This window comes from Fibrobacter sp. UWB11 (assembly GCF_900143015.1).
GTDB lineage: Bacteria > Fibrobacterota > Fibrobacteria > Fibrobacterales > Fibrobacteraceae > Fibrobacter.
The window spans coordinates 1,549,002-1,566,056 of the sequence record NZ_FSRT01000001.1 but is presented as its reverse complement, the minus strand read 5'-3'; the positions used below and the strand labels follow the sequence as shown (position 1 = coordinate 1,566,056).

General features: G+C 47.7%; 14 protein-coding genes. 9 read left to right on the top strand and 5 right to left on the bottom strand.

Annotation, left to right across the window (positions count from 1 at the left end; genetic code table 11):
* Positions 1 to 119 precede the first annotated feature (119 nt).
* The 5 genes from BUQ91_RS06560 to ilvB all read right to left on the bottom strand — a co-directional run bounded on the left by BUQ91_RS06560 (position 120) and on the right by ilvB (position 4,883).
* The gene (locus BUQ91_RS06560; RefSeq protein ID WP_074208590.1) at positions 120 to 1,208 is read right to left on the bottom strand and encodes a radical SAM protein; all 1,089 of its coding nucleotides are present in this window, start codon (positions 1,206 to 1,208) and stop codon (positions 120 to 122) included.
* Positions 1,205 to 1,843: a hypothetical protein gene (locus BUQ91_RS06555; protein WP_074208589.1), complete on the bottom strand. Its 639-nt coding sequence runs from the start codon at positions 1,841 to 1,843 to the stop codon at positions 1,205 to 1,207. Before BUQ91_RS06555 ends, BUQ91_RS06560 begins: the two co-directional genes overlap by 4 nt.
* A gap of 24 nt (positions 1,844 to 1,867) precedes the next feature.
* Positions 1,868 to 2,425 (bottom strand): hypothetical protein, encoded by a 558-nt coding sequence (locus BUQ91_RS06550; RefSeq protein WP_074208588.1) that lies wholly within the window; start codon positions 2,423 to 2,425, stop codon positions 1,868 to 1,870.
* A 229-nt stretch (positions 2,426 to 2,654) separates the two neighbouring features.
* Positions 2,655 to 3,149, bottom strand: a complete 495-nt coding sequence (gene ilvN, locus BUQ91_RS06545; RefSeq protein ID WP_014547307.1) for an acetolactate synthase small subunit — start codon at positions 3,147 to 3,149, stop codon at positions 2,655 to 2,657.
* Positions 3,150 to 3,164: 15 nt separating this feature from the next.
* Positions 3,165 to 4,883 carry a biosynthetic-type acetolactate synthase large subunit gene (ilvB, locus tag BUQ91_RS06540; RefSeq protein WP_074208587.1) on the bottom strand — a complete coding sequence of 573 codons (1,719 nt, stop codon included), beginning with the start codon at positions 4,881 to 4,883 and terminating at the stop codon, positions 3,165 to 3,167.
* Between the two features lie 387 nt (positions 4,884 to 5,270).
* On the opposite strand from ilvB, the gene BUQ91_RS06535 reads away from it, so the two are divergent.
* From BUQ91_RS06535 to BUQ91_RS06495, 9 genes are all read left to right on the top strand, one after another.
* Positions 5,271 to 5,672, top strand: coding sequence for a hypothetical protein (locus BUQ91_RS06535; protein WP_072830378.1), 402 nt, complete (start codon positions 5,271 to 5,273; stop codon positions 5,670 to 5,672).
* Positions 5,673 to 5,675: 3 nt separating this feature from the next.
* Positions 5,676 to 7,094 carry an MBOAT family O-acyltransferase gene (locus tag BUQ91_RS06530; protein WP_074208586.1) on the top strand — a complete coding sequence of 473 codons (1,419 nt, stop codon included), beginning with the start codon at positions 5,676 to 5,678 and terminating at the stop codon, positions 7,092 to 7,094.
* 31 nt (positions 7,095 to 7,125) lie between these two features.
* A complete protein-coding gene (locus BUQ91_RS06525; RefSeq protein ID WP_074208585.1) occupies positions 7,126 to 8,364 on the top strand; it encodes a hypothetical protein in 1,239 nt (412 codons plus the stop codon).
* Entirely contained in the window at positions 8,364 to 8,867 is a 504-nt protein-coding gene (locus tag BUQ91_RS06520; RefSeq protein WP_074208584.1) for a hypothetical protein, read from the top strand. Before BUQ91_RS06525 ends, BUQ91_RS06520 begins: the two co-directional genes overlap by 1 nt.
* A gap of 122 nt (positions 8,868 to 8,989) precedes the next feature.
* Positions 8,990 to 12,544, top strand: coding sequence for a chromosome segregation protein SMC (gene smc, locus BUQ91_RS06515; protein ID WP_074208583.1), 3,555 nt, complete (start codon positions 8,990 to 8,992; stop codon positions 12,542 to 12,544).
* A gap of 165 nt (positions 12,545 to 12,709) precedes the next feature.
* A complete protein-coding gene (locus BUQ91_RS06510) occupies positions 12,710 to 13,603 on the top strand; it encodes a DMT family transporter (RefSeq protein WP_072830388.1) in 894 nt (297 codons plus the stop codon).
* A 185-nt stretch (positions 13,604 to 13,788) separates the two neighbouring features.
* Positions 13,789 to 14,778 (top strand): hypothetical protein, encoded by a 990-nt coding sequence (locus BUQ91_RS06505; RefSeq protein ID WP_254842266.1) that lies wholly within the window; start codon positions 13,789 to 13,791, stop codon positions 14,776 to 14,778.
* A gap of 111 nt (positions 14,779 to 14,889) precedes the next feature.
* Complete coding sequence (locus BUQ91_RS06500) at positions 14,890 to 15,156, top strand: hypothetical protein (protein WP_139299701.1); 267 nt, start codon at positions 14,890 to 14,892, stop codon at positions 15,154 to 15,156.
* A gap of 128 nt (positions 15,157 to 15,284) precedes the next feature.
* Positions 15,285 to 17,033, top strand: coding sequence for a 1-deoxy-D-xylulose-5-phosphate synthase (locus BUQ91_RS06495; protein WP_074208580.1), 1,749 nt, complete (start codon positions 15,285 to 15,287; stop codon positions 17,031 to 17,033).
* Positions 17,034 to 17,055: the final 22 nt, after the last annotated feature.

Here is a 17,055-nt window from a genome sequence, read left to right as displayed (position 1 = left end):
TTTTATTTACTTCTAATATTTCTTTTTGATAAAATGTATTTTGGGTGAATTTTAGGGAAAAATAAGCGCTGAAATGCATACTTAGGTGTAAAATTGGGGCTCATGAGCCCGGTTTCCTCCTAAGCAATTTTTTCTAACAACGTATCACATATTTCTGCGAGCATTCTTTCGTGCGTGCAGACTTCGGGCGACACTCCTTCTATTGTCCCCGTTGTGTAATAGCTTGTGCAGGCGCATTCATGCGCGCAACAGCGGTAGCGGATATCGCATCCTTCACATTCTTTTTTGTCGTTGTCTAAGAAGTTCCGGATTTCTTCGCAGGCGGCTTCATTAAAACCTGTGAAAACGTTCCCCTGCACATAGTTGGTGTTTGGGTTTGATGTGATGAACCGTGTGCAAGGGAACATATTTCCGTTTGTCGCGACACCGATGGCTCCATTGTACACATGGCACGAATAAAGTCTGTATCGCGAATTGATAAGTGCAATTTTTATCTTGTCGTGTATTGTGCCGAGGAAAAATTTGTCGCCTTTTTCACGGCATGCTTTCCAGTAGTCCGCCATTTTTTTGTATTGCAAAGCGAGTTTGTCAAAATCTTCGCCAGTCCATTTCCCATCGAAATCAACGCTTGTAGTAAGGCTTTGGAATCCTTGCTCGTGCAGCCACTTGACGCTTTCGAAAAGTGTGTTGACGTGCGCTCGCGTGACTGTGCTTAATGCGACAGCGCCGAGTTTTGCAAATCGAGGAATGTGCTTTTCTATTGCTTTGAAACTTCCCGTATTGTTGACTGTGCGGCGTGCAATATCGTGGTGGTGTTCCGGTCCGTCTAGCGATAGGAAGATGCGAAAATGTTCTTTTTCACAAAAATCGAAAAATTCATCGTCGAACAGCGTGCCGTTCGTGTTGACCGCAAATTGCAATTTAAAATTGCGTGCGATTCTGCCGTTATCCATTGCATCATCGACAATTGCCTTAGCGAATTCGACACCTTTGTAAATGGCGTCCCTGCGTAAAAGTGGTTCGCCACCGAAAAACGTGATGTTGAAATACGACTGCTTAAAGAAAATCGTGCGTTCCAGTCCGATGCGGATTGCCTGTTCAAGTGTCGCATCGTCCATGACCGTCTTGCGGTCCGCTTGCGATTCCTTGTAATAGCAGTAGATACAACGTAAATTACATTGTTCTGTAAGGCAAAGGACTAAATTCATGCTTGAACGTCGTCCTGCTCGAATGTCGTCACCATGCTTTCTATAAGGCAACCTGGATTGTTTGGGTCTTCGCAGAGGTGGATGCGGGGGCTGAGCGTGTCTATGACAGGTATAATCCGTGGATCTGGGATATCGGCTTCGCTGCTACTAGACTTTTCCTCGGACGAGCTTGATGGCGTTTCGCTTGAAGATGATTCTTCGTACGGTGGGAGAACGCCAGCTTCTATAATAGGCTCGTAAGACGAACTGCTTGGTTTTTCGACGGAAGAACTGCTGAGACGTTCAGAGGATGAAGGTGAGGAAATATGAGGTACTCCCGAGGAAATCGGGGTGTCTATTGAAGAACTGCTCGGTTGTTTTGCGGATGAAAGTGCTTCGATGGCTTCGCTGCTGAGGCGCTCTCCGCTAGAAGGAATGTCGGTATAGCTTGAACTGCTGAATTGATCTCCGCATGCGACTTCACCGCATGTCGGTTCTGGTTCTTGCGTTTTATTGGCGCTGCCTGTTGCAGAAATGCTGTCGTCGCAGGCGGTCGTTCCGAAGGATGCTGCAATTCCAAGGGCCGTTGCGACGGCACTTTTGGCAAAATTGCTCAATTTTGAGCTCTTGACGACTTTTTTCTTCTCGATTTTCATGGTTACTCTTAGCAATAGCGATTTTTAAACGTTGTCGAACATCTCGTATGTCGAAACCATGCTCACTAGCGGAAAATCATCGTCGTCATGGCACATAATGACGTTGACGCCCATGGAATCAATTTTGTTGCAATCTCTTGGCCATGGTGGAACAACTTCTGTGGAACTGCTAGATTCTTCCTTGACGCTCGACGAACTGCGGGGCTTTTCGACAAATGTGCTGCTGGAACTTTCGGATGAGCTGCTGACGATTTCTTCTGACGAACTGCTTTGAATTGGCGCAACAGGAGAACTGCTCGGCGTTTGTACAGACGAAGAAGAAAGCACTTCGATGGCTTCGCTGCTAAGGCGTTCGTGGCTCAGTGGAATATCGGCTACTGAGGAACTGGACTGTATTTCCGGAGTTTGGGAGGCGTCGCTGCTATTCGGCTCGTTTGCTGGGCCCATAACTTGACCACTTTCAGCATCGCTTAAACATCCGCTCATAAAAACGGTGGACATGCCAAGCACTGAGGCAACACCAACCTTAGTGGCACTAGACAGACGTGAATTTCCGGTAACCTTCTTCTTTTCGATTTTCATAATTTTTCCTCCTTACTTGTTTATTACCGTATGCTAATATAGTTTGTTTTGGAATATAAAGCGAAATTTTGGGCTTTTTTTGTGATTGTCTCTGAACGTTTTTGTTGCATCCGTTGCATATAGAGGGGGCAAAAGAAAAAACGCCCGGTTTCCCGAGCGTCTTTTGTAATTAAGTTCTCTTAACTAGTAACTATTAACTAATAACTAGTAACTGCGACGAAGTCGCGAACTACGTTTTATCTTCACCGCGGAGCATGATGACCTTGCCCGTGCGGATGTATTCCACGATTTCGAACTTCTGCAACAAGCTCTTGAGGGTATCGACCTTCTGGCTGTTGCCCGTAATCTGGATAATCATGGACGTCATCGTCATATCCACCGTGTTGGCATGGAAATGGTCGCAAAGCTGCAAGATTTCGGTGCGCTGTTCTGCAGTGCAACGAACCTTGATGAGGGCGAGTTCCTTTTCCACGGCGTCCGTACCGGTATGGTCCTTGGCCTGTACCACGTCCACGAGCTTCTCGAGCTGCTTGATGATCTGCATCAAGATTTCGGGATTGCCGTGAGCGATGATGTTCATGCGGCTGAAGTTCGGGTCGAGCGTGGGGGAGACGACGAGAGAATCGATGTTGTAGCCACGGCGGGAGAACACGAGTGCAATACGCACGAGCACGCCCGGGCGGTTTGCCACTAACAAGCTAATAGAATGTGCAATATCTTTCATTTTCTAATTCTCCTATTACGTCGATCCGGTGGGTTTTTCGAGCTGCGTCTTCGGCTGTTCGGTGATCATGCTAGTGATCGGAGCGCCTGCCGGAATCATCGGGAACACGTTGTCTTCCTTTTCGCATTCGCAGTGGATGAGGATCGGGCCGTCGTTGTAGTCCAAAGCCTTCTGGATCACGCGTTCGGCGTCGGCCGGGCGCTTGATACGGAGACCCGGGATGCCGTAAGCTTCGGCGAGCTTCACGAAGTCCGGGTTGCCCTTCATGTCCACGCTGGAATAGCGGTGGTCGTAGAAGAGTTCCTGCCACTGGCGCACCATGCCGAGGTACTTGTTGTCCATCACGAAAATCTTGATGGGGAGTTTGTGGATGGCTGCCGTTGCAAGTTCTGCTTCGGTCATCTGGAAACCACCGTCACCGCTGAAGCTGCAAACCGGCCAACCGGTTTCGTTGCCGAATGCGGCACCGATAGCAGCAGGGAAGCCAAAGCCCATCGTGCCTGCGCCACCGCTGGAGTGGAGCTGACGCGGATAGTTGATGTGGAAGAACTGTGCAACCCACATCTGGTGCTGGCCCACGTCTGTCGTGACAATTGCCTTGCCCTGCGTCAGTTCGCTCACGGTAGCAACGATGTGCTGCATACGGAGGCCGCCCTGCTTGGCGTAGGTAAGCGGATAGCGCTTCTTCCAGGTCTGGCAAGTCTTGATCCAGTCGGCGGTATCAAGCTTGTTCACCATCGGGAGGAGCTGTTCCAAGACGAGCTTCGCGTCACCGCACATGAACACATCCGGCTGCAACACCTTGCCTTCTTCGGCTGGGTCGATGTCGATGTGCATCTTCACGGCGTTCTTGCAGAATTCGCTGAGCTTACCGGTAATGCGGTCGTCCCAACGGCTACCGATCGAAAGGATCAAGTCGCATTCGAGGACAGCCTTGTTGGCGTAAATTGTACCGTGCATGCCGAGCATGCCGAGAGAAAGTTCATGGTCAGTCGGGAATGCGCCGAGGCCAAGCATTGTACATGCTACCGGAGCGCCGAGCTTTTCGGCGAGTTCCTTCACCTGGCGGTGTGCGCCAGAAATCATGGCTCCGTGGCCCACGAGCAAAAGCGGCTTCTTGGAGTTCTTGAGGTATTCAGCGGCCTTTTCAACGCTTTCTGTAGAAGCGTAGGTCGGAATCTTGTAACCCGGAAGGTCCATCTGATCCGTGAACGGAGCGGTGCAGGGGCCTGCAGTCACGTCTTTCGGGAGGTCAATAAGCACCGGACCCGGACGGCCTGTACGTGCGATGTGGAAAGCTTCCTTCATCACGCGCGGGAGGTCATTCGTGTCCTTCACCAAGTAAGAATGCTTGACGGTTGCAAAAGTCATACCGCTCGTATCGCATTCCTGGAAAGCGTCCTTGCCCAAGTTCGGAGTCGTCGTCTGTGCCGTGAGCACGACGATCGGGCTAGAATCCATGAGAGCTGTATAAATACCTGTAAACGTGTTCGTTGCACCCGGACCGCTAGTGACAAGAGCTACACCGACCTTACCGGTCTGGCGGGCATAACCGTCAGCCATGTGGGTTGCGCCCTGTTCATGACGGCTGAGCACAACTTTGATGCTGGAGTCGAGGATGGCATCGAACATCGGAATGGCCGATCCACCGGGATAGCCGAAAATAGTATCAACGCCTTCACGCTTGAGGCATTCGATAATCACTTCGGCACCACTTAAGGTCTTATTTGCCATAATTTATCCTGTCTTTTAAAAAATAGATGAAAATTTAGATAGGTTGAAATATAGGAGTAATTTTTGAGGGTGGCAAGAGGTAAAGACTGACTTTTGTGAAATTTTTTGAAATTTTTAGTGAAATTTTATTTTGAAACGACCTGTTTTGGTATGAAAATTGAAAAATTTTAGTTAAATTTTGAAAAATCACACTTTGAATAAAGTAAAAATTGATGAAATTTAGACTAAATTTCTGTTTTATGAACTTTTTGAAGGAAAAATAATTGTTTTGATGATGCTGTCATCCTGGAACGTCGCGATAGGAACGATAATTTCTCCTAATACATTTTGTGGGCGTTTCCCGCTTACTAAGTGGGCGTTCCGCATTTTTTTTACTATTTTAATCTTATGCTTAAGAAAATCATACTTTCTCTGTTCCTTGCGGCCGCTTTTGTGTTTGCCGCCGACCCGATCACCATTGAAGGGCGTTTGACCGAAATTCCGGGCAAAATGCCGAGCAATGACCTGTACAGCTATGTCTATGTATTTAAGTACAAGGTTGCAAAGGTCGTTTCGGGTAAGCTCGATGCCAAGGAAGTTCTCGTGGGTGTCTACAACCCGCTTATCGCTCGCGGCAAGGTCAAGGATAAAATGGCCGACAAGTCCAAGGGCAACGTAGGCGAGTTCAAGGCCAAGTCGAAGTACACGCTCAAGCTCATTCCGCTTGAAGGCAACTGGGATGGTGCTGTCGAAGACGAATACTTTGACGATGAATCCCCGCGCTACTTGGCTATTGAAGTGAATGAGTAATTAATGGTCTTCTCTTCCCAAATCTTTCTTTTCTACTTCTTGCCGACCTTTTTGGTTGGCTACTTTGTTCTGTTCAAGCTCGGGGCCAAGCATTCGTTCTTGAACTTGTTCATTACCATTTTCAGCTACGTTTTTTACGGCTGGCTGGAACCGTGGCTTGTGTTCCTCATGTTCGGCTGCACCTTGGTGGTGTATGTAGCTGGGCGTTTTATTTCGGCTCCGGGTGCATCTAAGTTGCAACGGAACGTGGCGCTTGGGGCTGCAATTGCAGTAAACCTTGGTGCGCTCGGATTCTTCAAGTATTATATGTTTGGCATGGGGATTGTGAATGATTTTGCGACCATGCTGGGCTGTGAGCCGTTCTCGATTATGACCGTGCTTTTGCCGGTGGGTATTTCGTTCTACTCGTTCCAGTCCATGAGTTATGCGATTGACGTATGGCGCGGCACCGCTCCTCCGGTCAAGAATTTTGCGACTTTCGCTTGCTATGTGGCGCTTTTCCCGCAACTTGTTGCGGGCCCGATTGTGCGTTACAATACGGTTGCCGAAGAACTTGAAACTCGTACGCATACGCTCGAAAACTTTGTTCGCGGTATTGCGTTTTTCTGTTTCGGCTTTGTCGAAAAGATTTTCCTTGCAAATCAGGTGGGCATTATCGCAGACCGCGTTTTTGCGGCGGATGCTCCGGGCGTCATCAATAGCTGGTGGGGCTCGCTAGCCTACATGTTCCAGATTTATTTTGACTTCTCGGCATACTCGAATATGGCGATTGGTCTTGGCCTTATGCTCGGGTTCCATTTCCCGCGTAACTTCAACGGCCCGTACCGCTCTGTCAGCATTACGGACTTCTGGAAGCGCTGGCATATTTCCCTCACGAGCTGGTTCCGCGATTATCTGTACATCCCGCTGGGCGGAAACCGCGTGCCGACGGGTCGCATGTACTTCAACCTTTTCCTTGTGATGTTTGTGAGCGGTGTTTGGCATGGCGCCAACTGGACATTCGTGTGCTGGGGGCTTTACCACGCCTTTTTCATGATTGTTGAACGTGCGAATAACAAGAATGCTTGGTATTACAAGGCTCCGCGTGTGGTGCAGATTCTTTTGACTCAGGTGATTGTGCTCTTTGGCTGGGTGCTTTTCCGTGCAGATTCTATTGGCGATGCCGTCCGCATGTGGAAGAATATGCTTGGCCTTGGCGCTACGGCCGCTTCTGATGTTATTTTGTCTGCTGAAATTTTCACGCCGACTTGCGTTGTGTTCATGGCTCTTGCGGGACTATTCTCGTTCTGGAAGTACCGCAGTTATGACTGGTGCGTAGAAGTCTCGTTTAAAAAGTCGCTTTTGGCTCTGGCTTTGTTTATTTTGGCAACGCTTGCGCTCTTTACCCAGAGCTACAATCCGTTCCTTTATTTCCAGTTCTAGCCTACACATTTCCTTTACTATATTATAATCCATGAAAAATGGTATTAATAAGATATTCTTCTGGCTCGCATTAGCGGCGAGTGTTGCCTTTGCTGACCCGATTCCTACAGAGGCTCTTACGCAGGGGGGCCTTGTCATGCGCGATCGTCAGCTCCGAGATATTGGTCTTGTGATGCGTGGTGGGCGAGGCGGTTTTTTTGATATCGGTTATACTTTCACGCCGTCGTCAGAACAGTTACAGTTGAAAAGTAAGTATGGTGTTCATGATGGTTTTGCGTTTAGGCACCATTATGGCATTTTTGGTAGCTGGGCTCTTGATTCGACTTCGCACTTGGGCTTTTTGACGTGGTTTGACCGTGCCGGTTGGGATACGCAAGACTTTTTCTTTTTCCCGCATTATGGAAAGTTTGCCCATATTTCGTCGGCGTTTACATGGGGCTTTTCATATACGAATACGAAATATGATGTTACGGCTGCGCTTGGCTTGCAGCACCAGAATTTGGAATTGGCAAGTAAGAGGGTTTACCCGAACGAAAGCGATTCTCTGTTGTTCTATTGGGGACATGCTCGTTACAAGAACATAAGTATTCAAGGAAGTTTTTACCGTAATTCATTCCAGACGCTTCGACTTTCGTTGGATTTGGAATCTCGTGAACTTTACGGTGGTGTCGGGAGCGGATACAAAACGTATTTGCCGAACTTGAGTGCTACGATTTATCGTCGTAAGAATAATGGCGATGATGATAACTTTGTTCGTTTGAATTTAGAACAAAATCTTTATGAGCAACAGCTTTATGCAGATGTGTCGTATGATTTTCCGAAGGGCGGTTTTCATTCAGCTATTTTGAAATATTATCCGGCAAATTTTTCTCGATTGATTGGATTTGAGGCTTCGTGTTTGCGTCGTAATGAAATTGGCGGCTCTAGGGAATTGCTTTGGGGGGGCGCTATTGACTTTATCATTCTCCGCTTGGGGTACAATTCGGCCTTTGATTATGACAACATGTTCGGGGCAAAAGGAACCTTCATCGCAGAAATCCATATAGATGTGGGTTCTATTGGAAGCAATAGGTTTGGTCGTGGCGCTTCGAAAGCTGCTCCCATGGAAACAACCCAGAAGAGCAGAGACCCGAATAAAGGCTTAAATTACCGTTCGGAATTGCGGAATATTGGAACTCCGACCGTTGATGCTCAGGGAAACAAGGTTATTGAAGCGAAGGGAATTCGCTACGAAAAGGTCGATGGTTCTGCAACACAGGGAGGCAACTAATGAAATATTTGCGTATGTTCCTTTGTTTGGTGGCATTGTCGCTCACCGCTTGCATGAGTCATGTGTTTACGGATACGACAACGAGACTCCAGGTCGAAAACAAGACCGATGTTACGATTTTGGGTCTCGATATTATTTCCGATGATGGTTCTTCTGTGAGCCCTTGGATTCGCGATGCGGTTGAACCGGGCGAAAAGAGTCGCGTGGTCGAAGAAGACTGGGTTGGAACATTCCGCGTGAGAGTGCGGTGGGGCGGTTTTGTTTACGTGAAAGACGGCAAGTGTGAAACTCGCTTGTTGAAGAATGGCGATTCCGGTAATGTTGTGAATCTCGCTAAGGAAACTAAATCTGTAGTAAAAGAAATTAATGTTACAGAGATTACTGAATGCACCATTGTTAGAAAAGAAAATAATTCTTATATAGAACTTGATTTCGAAGGTGGCAGCCAGTACCTCATAGTCTCGCAAGACGAAAACGGGAAAGTGGCTTTTAAGTTGAAATAAGTAATTAGTTGTTGGTCAGTAGTTTTTGGTTTAAAGTTTGGCGGCGTTGCCGCGATTATAGACAACTATTGACTAATGACTATAGACTAGAGACTGATAATAATTATTAAATTTTTGCTACAGTGCAGATAACTAAGTTAAAGATTTTTGGTTTTAAATCCTTCGCGCAGAGAACGGAAATTAACTTCCCGACGAAGGGTCTTACGGCTGTCGTTGGGCCGAACGGCTGTGGCAAGTCCAATATTACGGACGCCATCCGCTGGGTGCTTGGTGAACAGAAAGCCGCTGCTTTGCGTATGGGGAAAATGCAAGACGTTATCTTTAGCGGTACCGAAGAACGTGCCGCCATGAGTCTTGCCGAAGTTTCTATCGTCATCGATAATAGCGATGGCACGCTTGCTTCTGATTATTCCGAAGTCATTGTGACGCGCCGTGTGCACCGCGATGGTTCGGGCGAGTACCTCATCAATAACCAAGAATGCCGTCTGCGTGATGTTCACGCTTTGCTCTTTGACTCGGGTCTTGGTTCCAGTACTTATTCGCAGATGAATGCCGACATGATCAAGGCGGTGCTTTCGGACAAGGCGGATGACCGCCGAGTGCTTTTTGAAGAAGCCGCCGGTGTGAGCAAGTACAAACAGCAGCGCAAGGAAACGCGCCGCCAGCTCGAACGTGTGCAGATGGATATGGAACGTGTCGAAGACAACTTGCGCAGTGTGCGCCGTTCTGTCCGTCTCTATGAAACTCAGGCCGAAAAGGTCAATGCTTACAAGAAATTGAATACGCGCCTCCGCGAACTCGATTTGTCTGTAAGTCTCGATAAGTTTGAAGATTATAAAGAAGGTTTGGCCACGCTAGATTCAACGACCAAGCGTATGAATCATGAAGTGGAATCTTCCAAGACGCAGGCCACTGAACTCCAGGCGAAGATTGAAGAAAAGAAACTCGCCATCAGCGAAGACGAAAACGCCTATCGCGATTTGGAACGCGAAGTTCAGGCGGCAACAATTGCACTTAATGACTTGAACAACAATATTGTTCGTTTGCGTGATTCTATGTCGACCCTCCAGTCTTCGAATGAAAAGGCGCAGGGCGAAATTGAACGCAGCGAACTCAAGTCCCAGGAACTTTCTCAAGAAAAAGCTCGTCTCGAAGAAGAAATTGCCGTTCTCGGTAGCGAAAACGACATGGACGAGCTCAATGAACTTTTGGAACGCGAACGCGAAACGCTCCTGGTCATGCGCGACAAGGTCGATGACTTGCGTACGCAGTCCCGTGAGCTTTCGAACGAACGCTTGCAGGCGACGAACCGCGTGAACTCCCTCCGTGGTCGCTTTGAACGCATGGACGCCGAAGTCAACATGCTCCAGACGAACATCGCGAAGTGGCAGACCGAAATCGAAGGCCTCGACAAACAAAAGTCCGATGCCGAAGCGAACATTGCCGAAATCCAGGCGGGCATCGAAGACACGAACCGTGAAATCGAGAATCTTGAAGAACAGCGCGCCACGCGTGAAGAACGCTTGGAATCGGAACGTGCAGAACTGACCGAAGCACAGCAGAAGTTGCTGGGCCTAAAGAACGAAGAAGCGCGTTTGCAGTCTCGAATTGACGTGCTCCAGAGCGTGATGAACGAGGGCTCTGATGCCAACCGTTACCTCAAGGAAAACAAGGCGAACCTCATTGGAGGTCTTGTTTCGGAACGCATCGAGGCAACGCCGGAATACGCATCGAGCGTCGAAGCAGCTCTCGGTGAAATTCTTGATTCAGTTGTCGTGAATGGCGACAGTGCCGTGAACGAAATTGTGGATGCACTCAAGAGCGAAAACGTGGGCAAGGTGCTCATGTCGCTTGTTTCGAGTGCCGCTCCTGCTTACGACAAGCCGGTGAACAATCCGGGTGTTGTCGGTTCGCTTAAAGATTTTGTTAAAACTGATGACGAAGTTTCTCCGTGGCTCTCGGGTATCCTCTCTCGCTATTTTGTTGTGGATTCCTTGCAGACCGCACTTAACTTGGCGAAGGAATACCGTGGCGAAGACTTGAATTTTGTCACCGCCGATACGATTGTACGTACAAGCGGCCTTGTGTCGTTTGGCGTTTCGACGTCGGGTGCGCTCTCTCGTAAGAACGAAATTGCAGATGCCGAAGCTCTGTTAGAGAAGGTGCTTGGCGACATTTCTGCCGGTGAAGAAAACGTCGATCGTTTGCGTGAATTGACTGAAGAAGACGCTCAAATGCTCTCGTCTTTGGTCGATGAAATCCGCGAAAAGCGTGATTCTCTGCGCGGTGGTGATGCTTCTATCCGTATTCATAGGAATACGGTTGAAAACTGCACCCGTCGCTTGAACCAGTTGAATGGCGAAGTGACGAACGCGCAGAACAGAATTGATGCGGCGGCGCAGTCCAAGAACAGCGATGCTGAACTTGCCGAAGCCGAAAGCGAAGTCGAAAAGGTCGAAGAACGTTACCAGACGATTTCGGACCAGCTTGGTGAAAACGAGACGATGCTTCGCGAAAAAGAAGAAGATGTCCGCGAACTCGAACGCAGTGCGCAAGACAAGACTTCTCGCTTAAAGCAAAACCAGAACCGCTTGGTCGCCATTGCCGACCAAATGGACTTCTTGGAAAATACGATTCGCAACCGCCGTGACGAAATCGAAAAGAATACGGTTTCTATTGAAAAGTTTGAAACGGATTGCAACAAGCTCGCCGACGAAGCCCAGGTCAAGGATAATGCGCTCCGCGAACTCGAACGCAACCGCGACCTCGCTCGTGAACGCTATGACCTCGTGAGTGGCGATTTGGAAGGCTGGCGTGATGAAGTCAACCGTCTCCGCGATGACATGATTGAAAAGATGAAGGAACTGAATGACGTCGGCCGTCGTCAGGAATCTCTCCAGAACAATCTCGACCGCCTCCGCGAACGCATCACGAATGAATGGTCCGTCGATTTGGATAATCCAGAAAATGTCGAACGTGTGGAATACACGCAGCCTGAAGCCGACCGCGAGATTCGAGAACTCCGCGGCAAGATCAAGGAACTGGGCCCGATCAACGTCAACGTGATGGAAGATTACGAAGACGAAAAGAAGCGCTTGGAAGAAGTCGAAAAGCAGTTCGACGACCTCGATCGCGCTCGCGCCTCGCTCGACCGCACGATTACGAAGCTCGATGACATTGCCCGCCAGCGATACCTCGATACGTTTGCCCGCATCCAGAAGAACTTCCAGTTCGTGTTCAGTAAGCTGTTCCTCAATGGCGAAACGAAGATGAGTCTCGTCGAAAAGGTCGATGAAATGGGCAAGCCCATGGACATTCTCGATGCTGACATCGAAATCAACGTTCGTCCGACCGGCAAGAAGATGCGCGGTATCAAGGCGCTTTCCGGTGGTGAACACGCTCTTACTGCAACGGCGCTCCTGTTCGCTATTTACATGGAAAAGCCGTCTCCGTATTGCGTGCTGGACGAAGTTGACGGTCCGCTTGATGATGCTAACGTGGGTCGCTTCATGGCGCTCCTCCGCGAATTCAGTAAGCAGACCTTGTTCATCGTCGTGACGCATAACAAGCGTACCATGGCCGAAGCCGATATGCTCTACGGTGTGACCCAAGAAATTAAGGGTATTTCTCGTATCGCTAGCGTACAGCTCGCCGACGCAACTAAGTTTGCTATATAGACCGCTCATCTCTATCGCTGATGGAAATATTCCTTCTTCGCCTCGCTCTTGCCACCACGGCACGTTTGCTCAGTGCCGCTTGTGGCTCACGATGGCTGCATGATTCTTTGTGTCATCCTGAGCGAAGATGCGTAGCATCGTAGTCGAAGGATCTAGTAAAGTTTTATGATTCTCTCGTCTTTCGTCTCTCGTCTGCCTTCTCTGAAAGGTTTCGCTCTCGCGGCTGCGTCCGCCATTTGCTACGGCACGAATCCGCTGGGTGCGTTGCATCTCTATGCGCAAGGCTATTCGACAGAAACGGTCCTTTTTTATCGTTTCTTTACGGGGGCGATTATTCTTTTTGCAATAATGCTGTTGCAAAAAATGAGCTTCAAAATCAATGTTCGTGAATGCAAAATTCTCGTGGCGTTCGGTTTCTTTTTTGCAATCAGTTCTCTGCTGTATTACGCCTCGTTCAAGTACATGGATGCGGGGCTTGCCTCAACGCTCCTCTTCTTGTATCCGCTTGAAGTCGCGGTCATCATGTCGCTATTTTTCAGAGAAAAAATGAAAAAGAGCGTGATAGCGTCTATCGCAGTTTCGATGGTGGGTGTCTCGCTTTTGTACAACGGTGATAAAGGCTTTTCTGTAAGTTCCATCGGTTGGCTGTTGGTCTTTATTTCGTCTTTTACTTACGCCATTTACATCGTCATGGCGAATCGCGTGAACCTCCAGATGGGCTCCGTGAAGATGACTTTTTACGCCATTTGCTTTTGCTTGTGTTTTTTGTTGCTTTACTCTGTGACGCTTGGCTCTGGATTTCCGCCGATTTTTACGCAGGCAAGTTCGTGGGGCTGGGGCTTTATGCTTGGCTTTGTGCCGACGGTGCTTTCGCTTATTTTTATGGTTAAGGCTGTGAAAATTATTGGCTCTACGCCTACGGCAATTTTTGGCGCTTTGGAACCCGTGACTGCTGTAGCAATTGGCGTAACTGTCTTCGGAGAAACGCTTACCACCCGCCTTATCGCAGGGATCATTTTGATCCTCGGCGCCGTCATGCTTGTGGCTGTAAAAAAGTAGTTGGAAATTCTATATAATACACTTTGTACTTTTTCGGCTGTAATTCTCGCAAATTTCCGCGTTTTTACTTCAATTTTTTAGTTCGTTATAAATTCCGCTTATATAGTTTTATTTACATGAAAAGCTTGTTCCGATTTCTTTTGCTTTCTTTGGTAGCGGCGCTATTTGCGTCGTGCAATAACTCAATGTTTGGCCCTGAACCATCAAGTTCTGCTTTGGATGGTAAATGTACGATTGATATGTTAAAGTACAAAACTCAGGAACAGTTGGACTCGTTGCGTACTTTTTGTGATACCATTTTTGTTCATAGTGTCTTGAATGTTTATAAGGACTCTGTTTACGACGATACTTTGATTACAGGCAATGAAAAGTACACCAGCTTTATTTATTTTGATCGTTATACGGAAAAATACGATACACTTACTAAGCAAAGTGCTGCAAAAAGTGGGACTTCAGGCCCATGCGGTAGAGTTCCTGTTTATTGTAATCTTGATTCCTCTGATACGCAAAAGACGTTTAGTTGCGAAATTTCCAGTATGTGTTATATGTATAATCAGACAGATAATCTTGCAACGAGTTCTGCCGAGGTTGCTGTCGTTCGTTTAGATCCTGTATTAATAACGAATGAGCCACTGTGTTCTCAACCGGGGTATCGCTGTGTGCGTGATACTGTTTTCCATGATGTTCTTCATAAAACATATCGAACAATTGCTCGTGACACAACTTTCTTGAATTATGGTCCAAGAGCTTGGACGGATTATGTTCCTGCCATCAATGCGCCCGCATTTGATACGGCTGCATTCCACAATGCGCTGGATACGCTCGACACGCAAAAGCCAATCTTTGGAATAGATACTTTGTTCTCGGCATATACCGTTACAGTGGAGGGCTTGCCGGACTGGGCGTCGAATCGATCTAAATGCACGACGAATGATTCTCTACGTGTTTGCGTGGTTCTAACTAATGAAGATTTATATACCCTAAAACTAGATGTGGCAACGATTTATCCTTCGTCATACACGCTGAAGCCCTTCCATCTTTGGAATAGTCTTGAAGCACCTTTAGAAAAAGATACCTTGATTACTTGGAAATTGAAATACAGATATTATGAGGGACATTATTTTAAAGGAAATAGCGACTCGTTAGAAATAACTACGCTCTTTAAGGGAATTTAGACTTTGGTCATTGGTTAATAGTCAATGGTTTTATAACCGCGCCATTGGCGCCAAACTTAAATCTACTGACTAAAGACTAATGACTAATAACTAAATTGTTATATTAGCAGTATGCTAAGTAAGTGTTCAATTTGTAAAAAGGAATTTAATGACAAGGTGGGAATGTCCCCGATGGAAAGTAACCTTGCCATCCGTTATCGCAATAAAATCGGCAATATTTGCCCTGATTGTCAGGCCGAAATTCGCAAGACCAAGCAGGGTAGGTGGCGCCTCTTCTTCTGGAATGCGAAAGTCGCTCTTTATTGCTTGCGATTCCTTGCGCTTTTTGCGCTCCCGTTTATCGCGCTCGTTGTTGTTCTTGCGCTTTACGTGCTGTAGCTTCTATATACTTATGTAACAAAATCCCGCGGAAATCTCAATTTTTGCGGGCGTTTTTTGTATATATTATTTTAAAAGTTTTTCTACCGCAATGTATTATCCCCGCTTGACGGGCATCATGAGGTCTCATGTTCCTAGAAAAAATCAAGTCCCCTGCCGACGTGAAAGCGTTGGATATCCAAAGTCTTGAACAACTTGCTGCAGAAATGCGTACGGCTCTTATCAACAAACTTTCGCAGCGCGGTGGACATGTGGGGCCTAACCTTGGCTTTGTGGAAGCGACGATTGCGCTCCATTACGTTTTTGAGTCCCCGAAAGACAAGATTGTTTATGACGTGAGTCACCAGAGCTATAGCCATAAGATGCTCACTGGGCGTGCTCAGGCATTCTTGGAGGCTGAACATTTCGGTGATGTGACGGGGTATACGGAACCGACCGAAAGCGAACATGACCATTTCATGGTGGGGCATACTTCTACGTCTGTTAGTCTTGCGCTAGGCCTTGCAACAGCTCGCGATGTGCTGCGTGAATCAGGCAATGTGATTGCTGTAATTGGTGACGGTTCCTTGAGCGGTGGCGAAGCATTTGAAGGTCTCGATAATGCGGGCGAATATGCGACGAACTTTATCGTAGTGGTGAACGACAACGAAATGTCTATTGCCGAAAATCATGGCGGACTTTACAAGTCCTTGGCAGAACTTCGTGCCACGGGCGGTAAGTCCGAAAATAATTACTTCAAGTCTCTCGGTTTTGATTACAAGTATTTGGAACAAGGTAATGATATTGCGTCTCTCATCGAAGCGTTCAAGTCCGTAAAGGATTCTACTCATCCGGTTGTGGTGCATATCCATACGCAAAAGGGCCGCGGTTTCTCGTATGCCGAACAGAATCGGGAAATGTGGCATTGGGCTGCTCCGTTCAATGCTGAAACGGGTGTAATCAACTGGGGTAGCGGCGAAAGCTATAGCGAGATTATTGGTCTTTACCTGATGGCAAAAATCAAGAGCGACCCGAAGGTTGTCGTGATTCATTCCGCAGTTCCTGCGGGAATCGGATTCCATGCGGCTCGCCGTAAGGAAGCGGGCAAGCAATATATTGATGTGGGCATTGCCGAAGAACATGCGGTAGCGCTTGCTTCAGGGCTTGCGAAGGGAGGTGCAAAGCCTGTCTATAGTACACACGGAACCTTTATTCAACGTACGTACGACCAGCTGTTGCAGGATCTTTGCACAAATAAAAATGCCGCGATGATTTTTGTGACTATGTCGGGTGCCGATGGTATGAACGATACGACTCATCTTTGCATTTTCGATATCCCGATGATGAGTAATATTCCGAACTTGGTTTATTTGTGTCCGACTTGCGTTGAGGAATTCCGGACGATGGCAGACTGGGCGATTGACCAGACTGAATATCCCGTAGCTTTGCGTATTCCGAATGCCGTGCATCATCGCAGTGATATTTTTGAAAAGGATTATTCTTGCCTCAACAAGTTCAAGGTTGTACATCGTGGAGAACGTGTAGCCTTGATTGGGCTTGGTGATTTTTACCAGCGTGCAGCCGCAGTGGCGCTTGAACTCCGTCGTGATGGAATTGATGCTACGCTTGTGAATCCGCGTTATGCAAGCGGTGTCGATAATGACTTGTTGCATGAACTTTCCAAGACGCATGATGTATTTGTAACGCTCGAAAATGGCGTTGTCGAAGGTGGTTTTGGTCAAAAGGTTGCGACCGCTCTTGGCGATACTCAAGCGAAGGTGCTTGTGCGGGGACTCTCGAAGGAGTTCTATGACAAGGTTCCCTTTAACGACCTCTGCGAAAAGAATCGTTTGAACCCCACTCAGGTCGCAAAAGACGTGGTGGCGCTGCTTTCGTAGCAAATGCCTGCTCTATTTTTTT

Excerpts from the sequence above, each read along its gene's own strand:
- BUQ91_RS06500 (WP_139299701.1), top strand. The coding sequence starts at position 14,890 with ATGCTAAGTAAGTGTTCAATTTGTAAAAAGGAATTTAATGACAAGGTG.
- BUQ91_RS06555 (WP_074208589.1), bottom strand. The coding sequence starts at position 1,843 with ATGAAAATCGAGAAGAAAAAAGTCGTCAAGAGCTCAAAATTGAGCAAT.
- ilvN (WP_014547307.1), bottom strand. The coding sequence starts at position 3,149 with ATGAAAGATATTGCACATTCTATTAGCTTGTTAGTGGCAAACCGCCCG.
- BUQ91_RS06560 (WP_074208590.1), bottom strand. The coding sequence starts at position 1,208 with ATGAATTTAGTCCTTTGCCTTACAGAACAATGTAATTTACGTTGTATC.
- BUQ91_RS06525 (WP_074208585.1), top strand. The coding sequence starts at position 7,126 with ATGAAAAATGGTATTAATAAGATATTCTTCTGGCTCGCATTAGCGGCG.
- BUQ91_RS06495 (WP_074208580.1), top strand. The coding sequence starts at position 15,285 with ATGTTCCTAGAAAAAATCAAGTCCCCTGCCGACGTGAAAGCGTTGGAT.
- BUQ91_RS06535 (WP_072830378.1), top strand. The coding sequence starts at position 5,271 with ATGCTTAAGAAAATCATACTTTCTCTGTTCCTTGCGGCCGCTTTTGTG.
- BUQ91_RS06510 (WP_072830388.1), top strand. The coding sequence starts at position 12,710 with ATGATTCTCTCGTCTTTCGTCTCTCGTCTGCCTTCTCTGAAAGGTTTC.
- BUQ91_RS06550 (WP_074208588.1), bottom strand. The coding sequence starts at position 2,425 with ATGAAAATCGAAAAGAAGAAGGTTACCGGAAATTCACGTCTGTCTAGT.
- BUQ91_RS06530 (WP_074208586.1), top strand. The coding sequence starts at position 5,676 with ATGGTCTTCTCTTCCCAAATCTTTCTTTTCTACTTCTTGCCGACCTTT.
- BUQ91_RS06505 (WP_254842266.1), top strand. The coding sequence starts at position 13,789 with ATGTTTGGCCCTGAACCATCAAGTTCTGCTTTGGATGGTAAATGTACG.
- BUQ91_RS06520 (WP_074208584.1), top strand. The coding sequence starts at position 8,364 with ATGAAATATTTGCGTATGTTCCTTTGTTTGGTGGCATTGTCGCTCACC.
- ilvB (WP_074208587.1), bottom strand. The coding sequence starts at position 4,883 with ATGGCAAATAAGACCTTAAGTGGTGCCGAAGTGATTATCGAATGCCTC.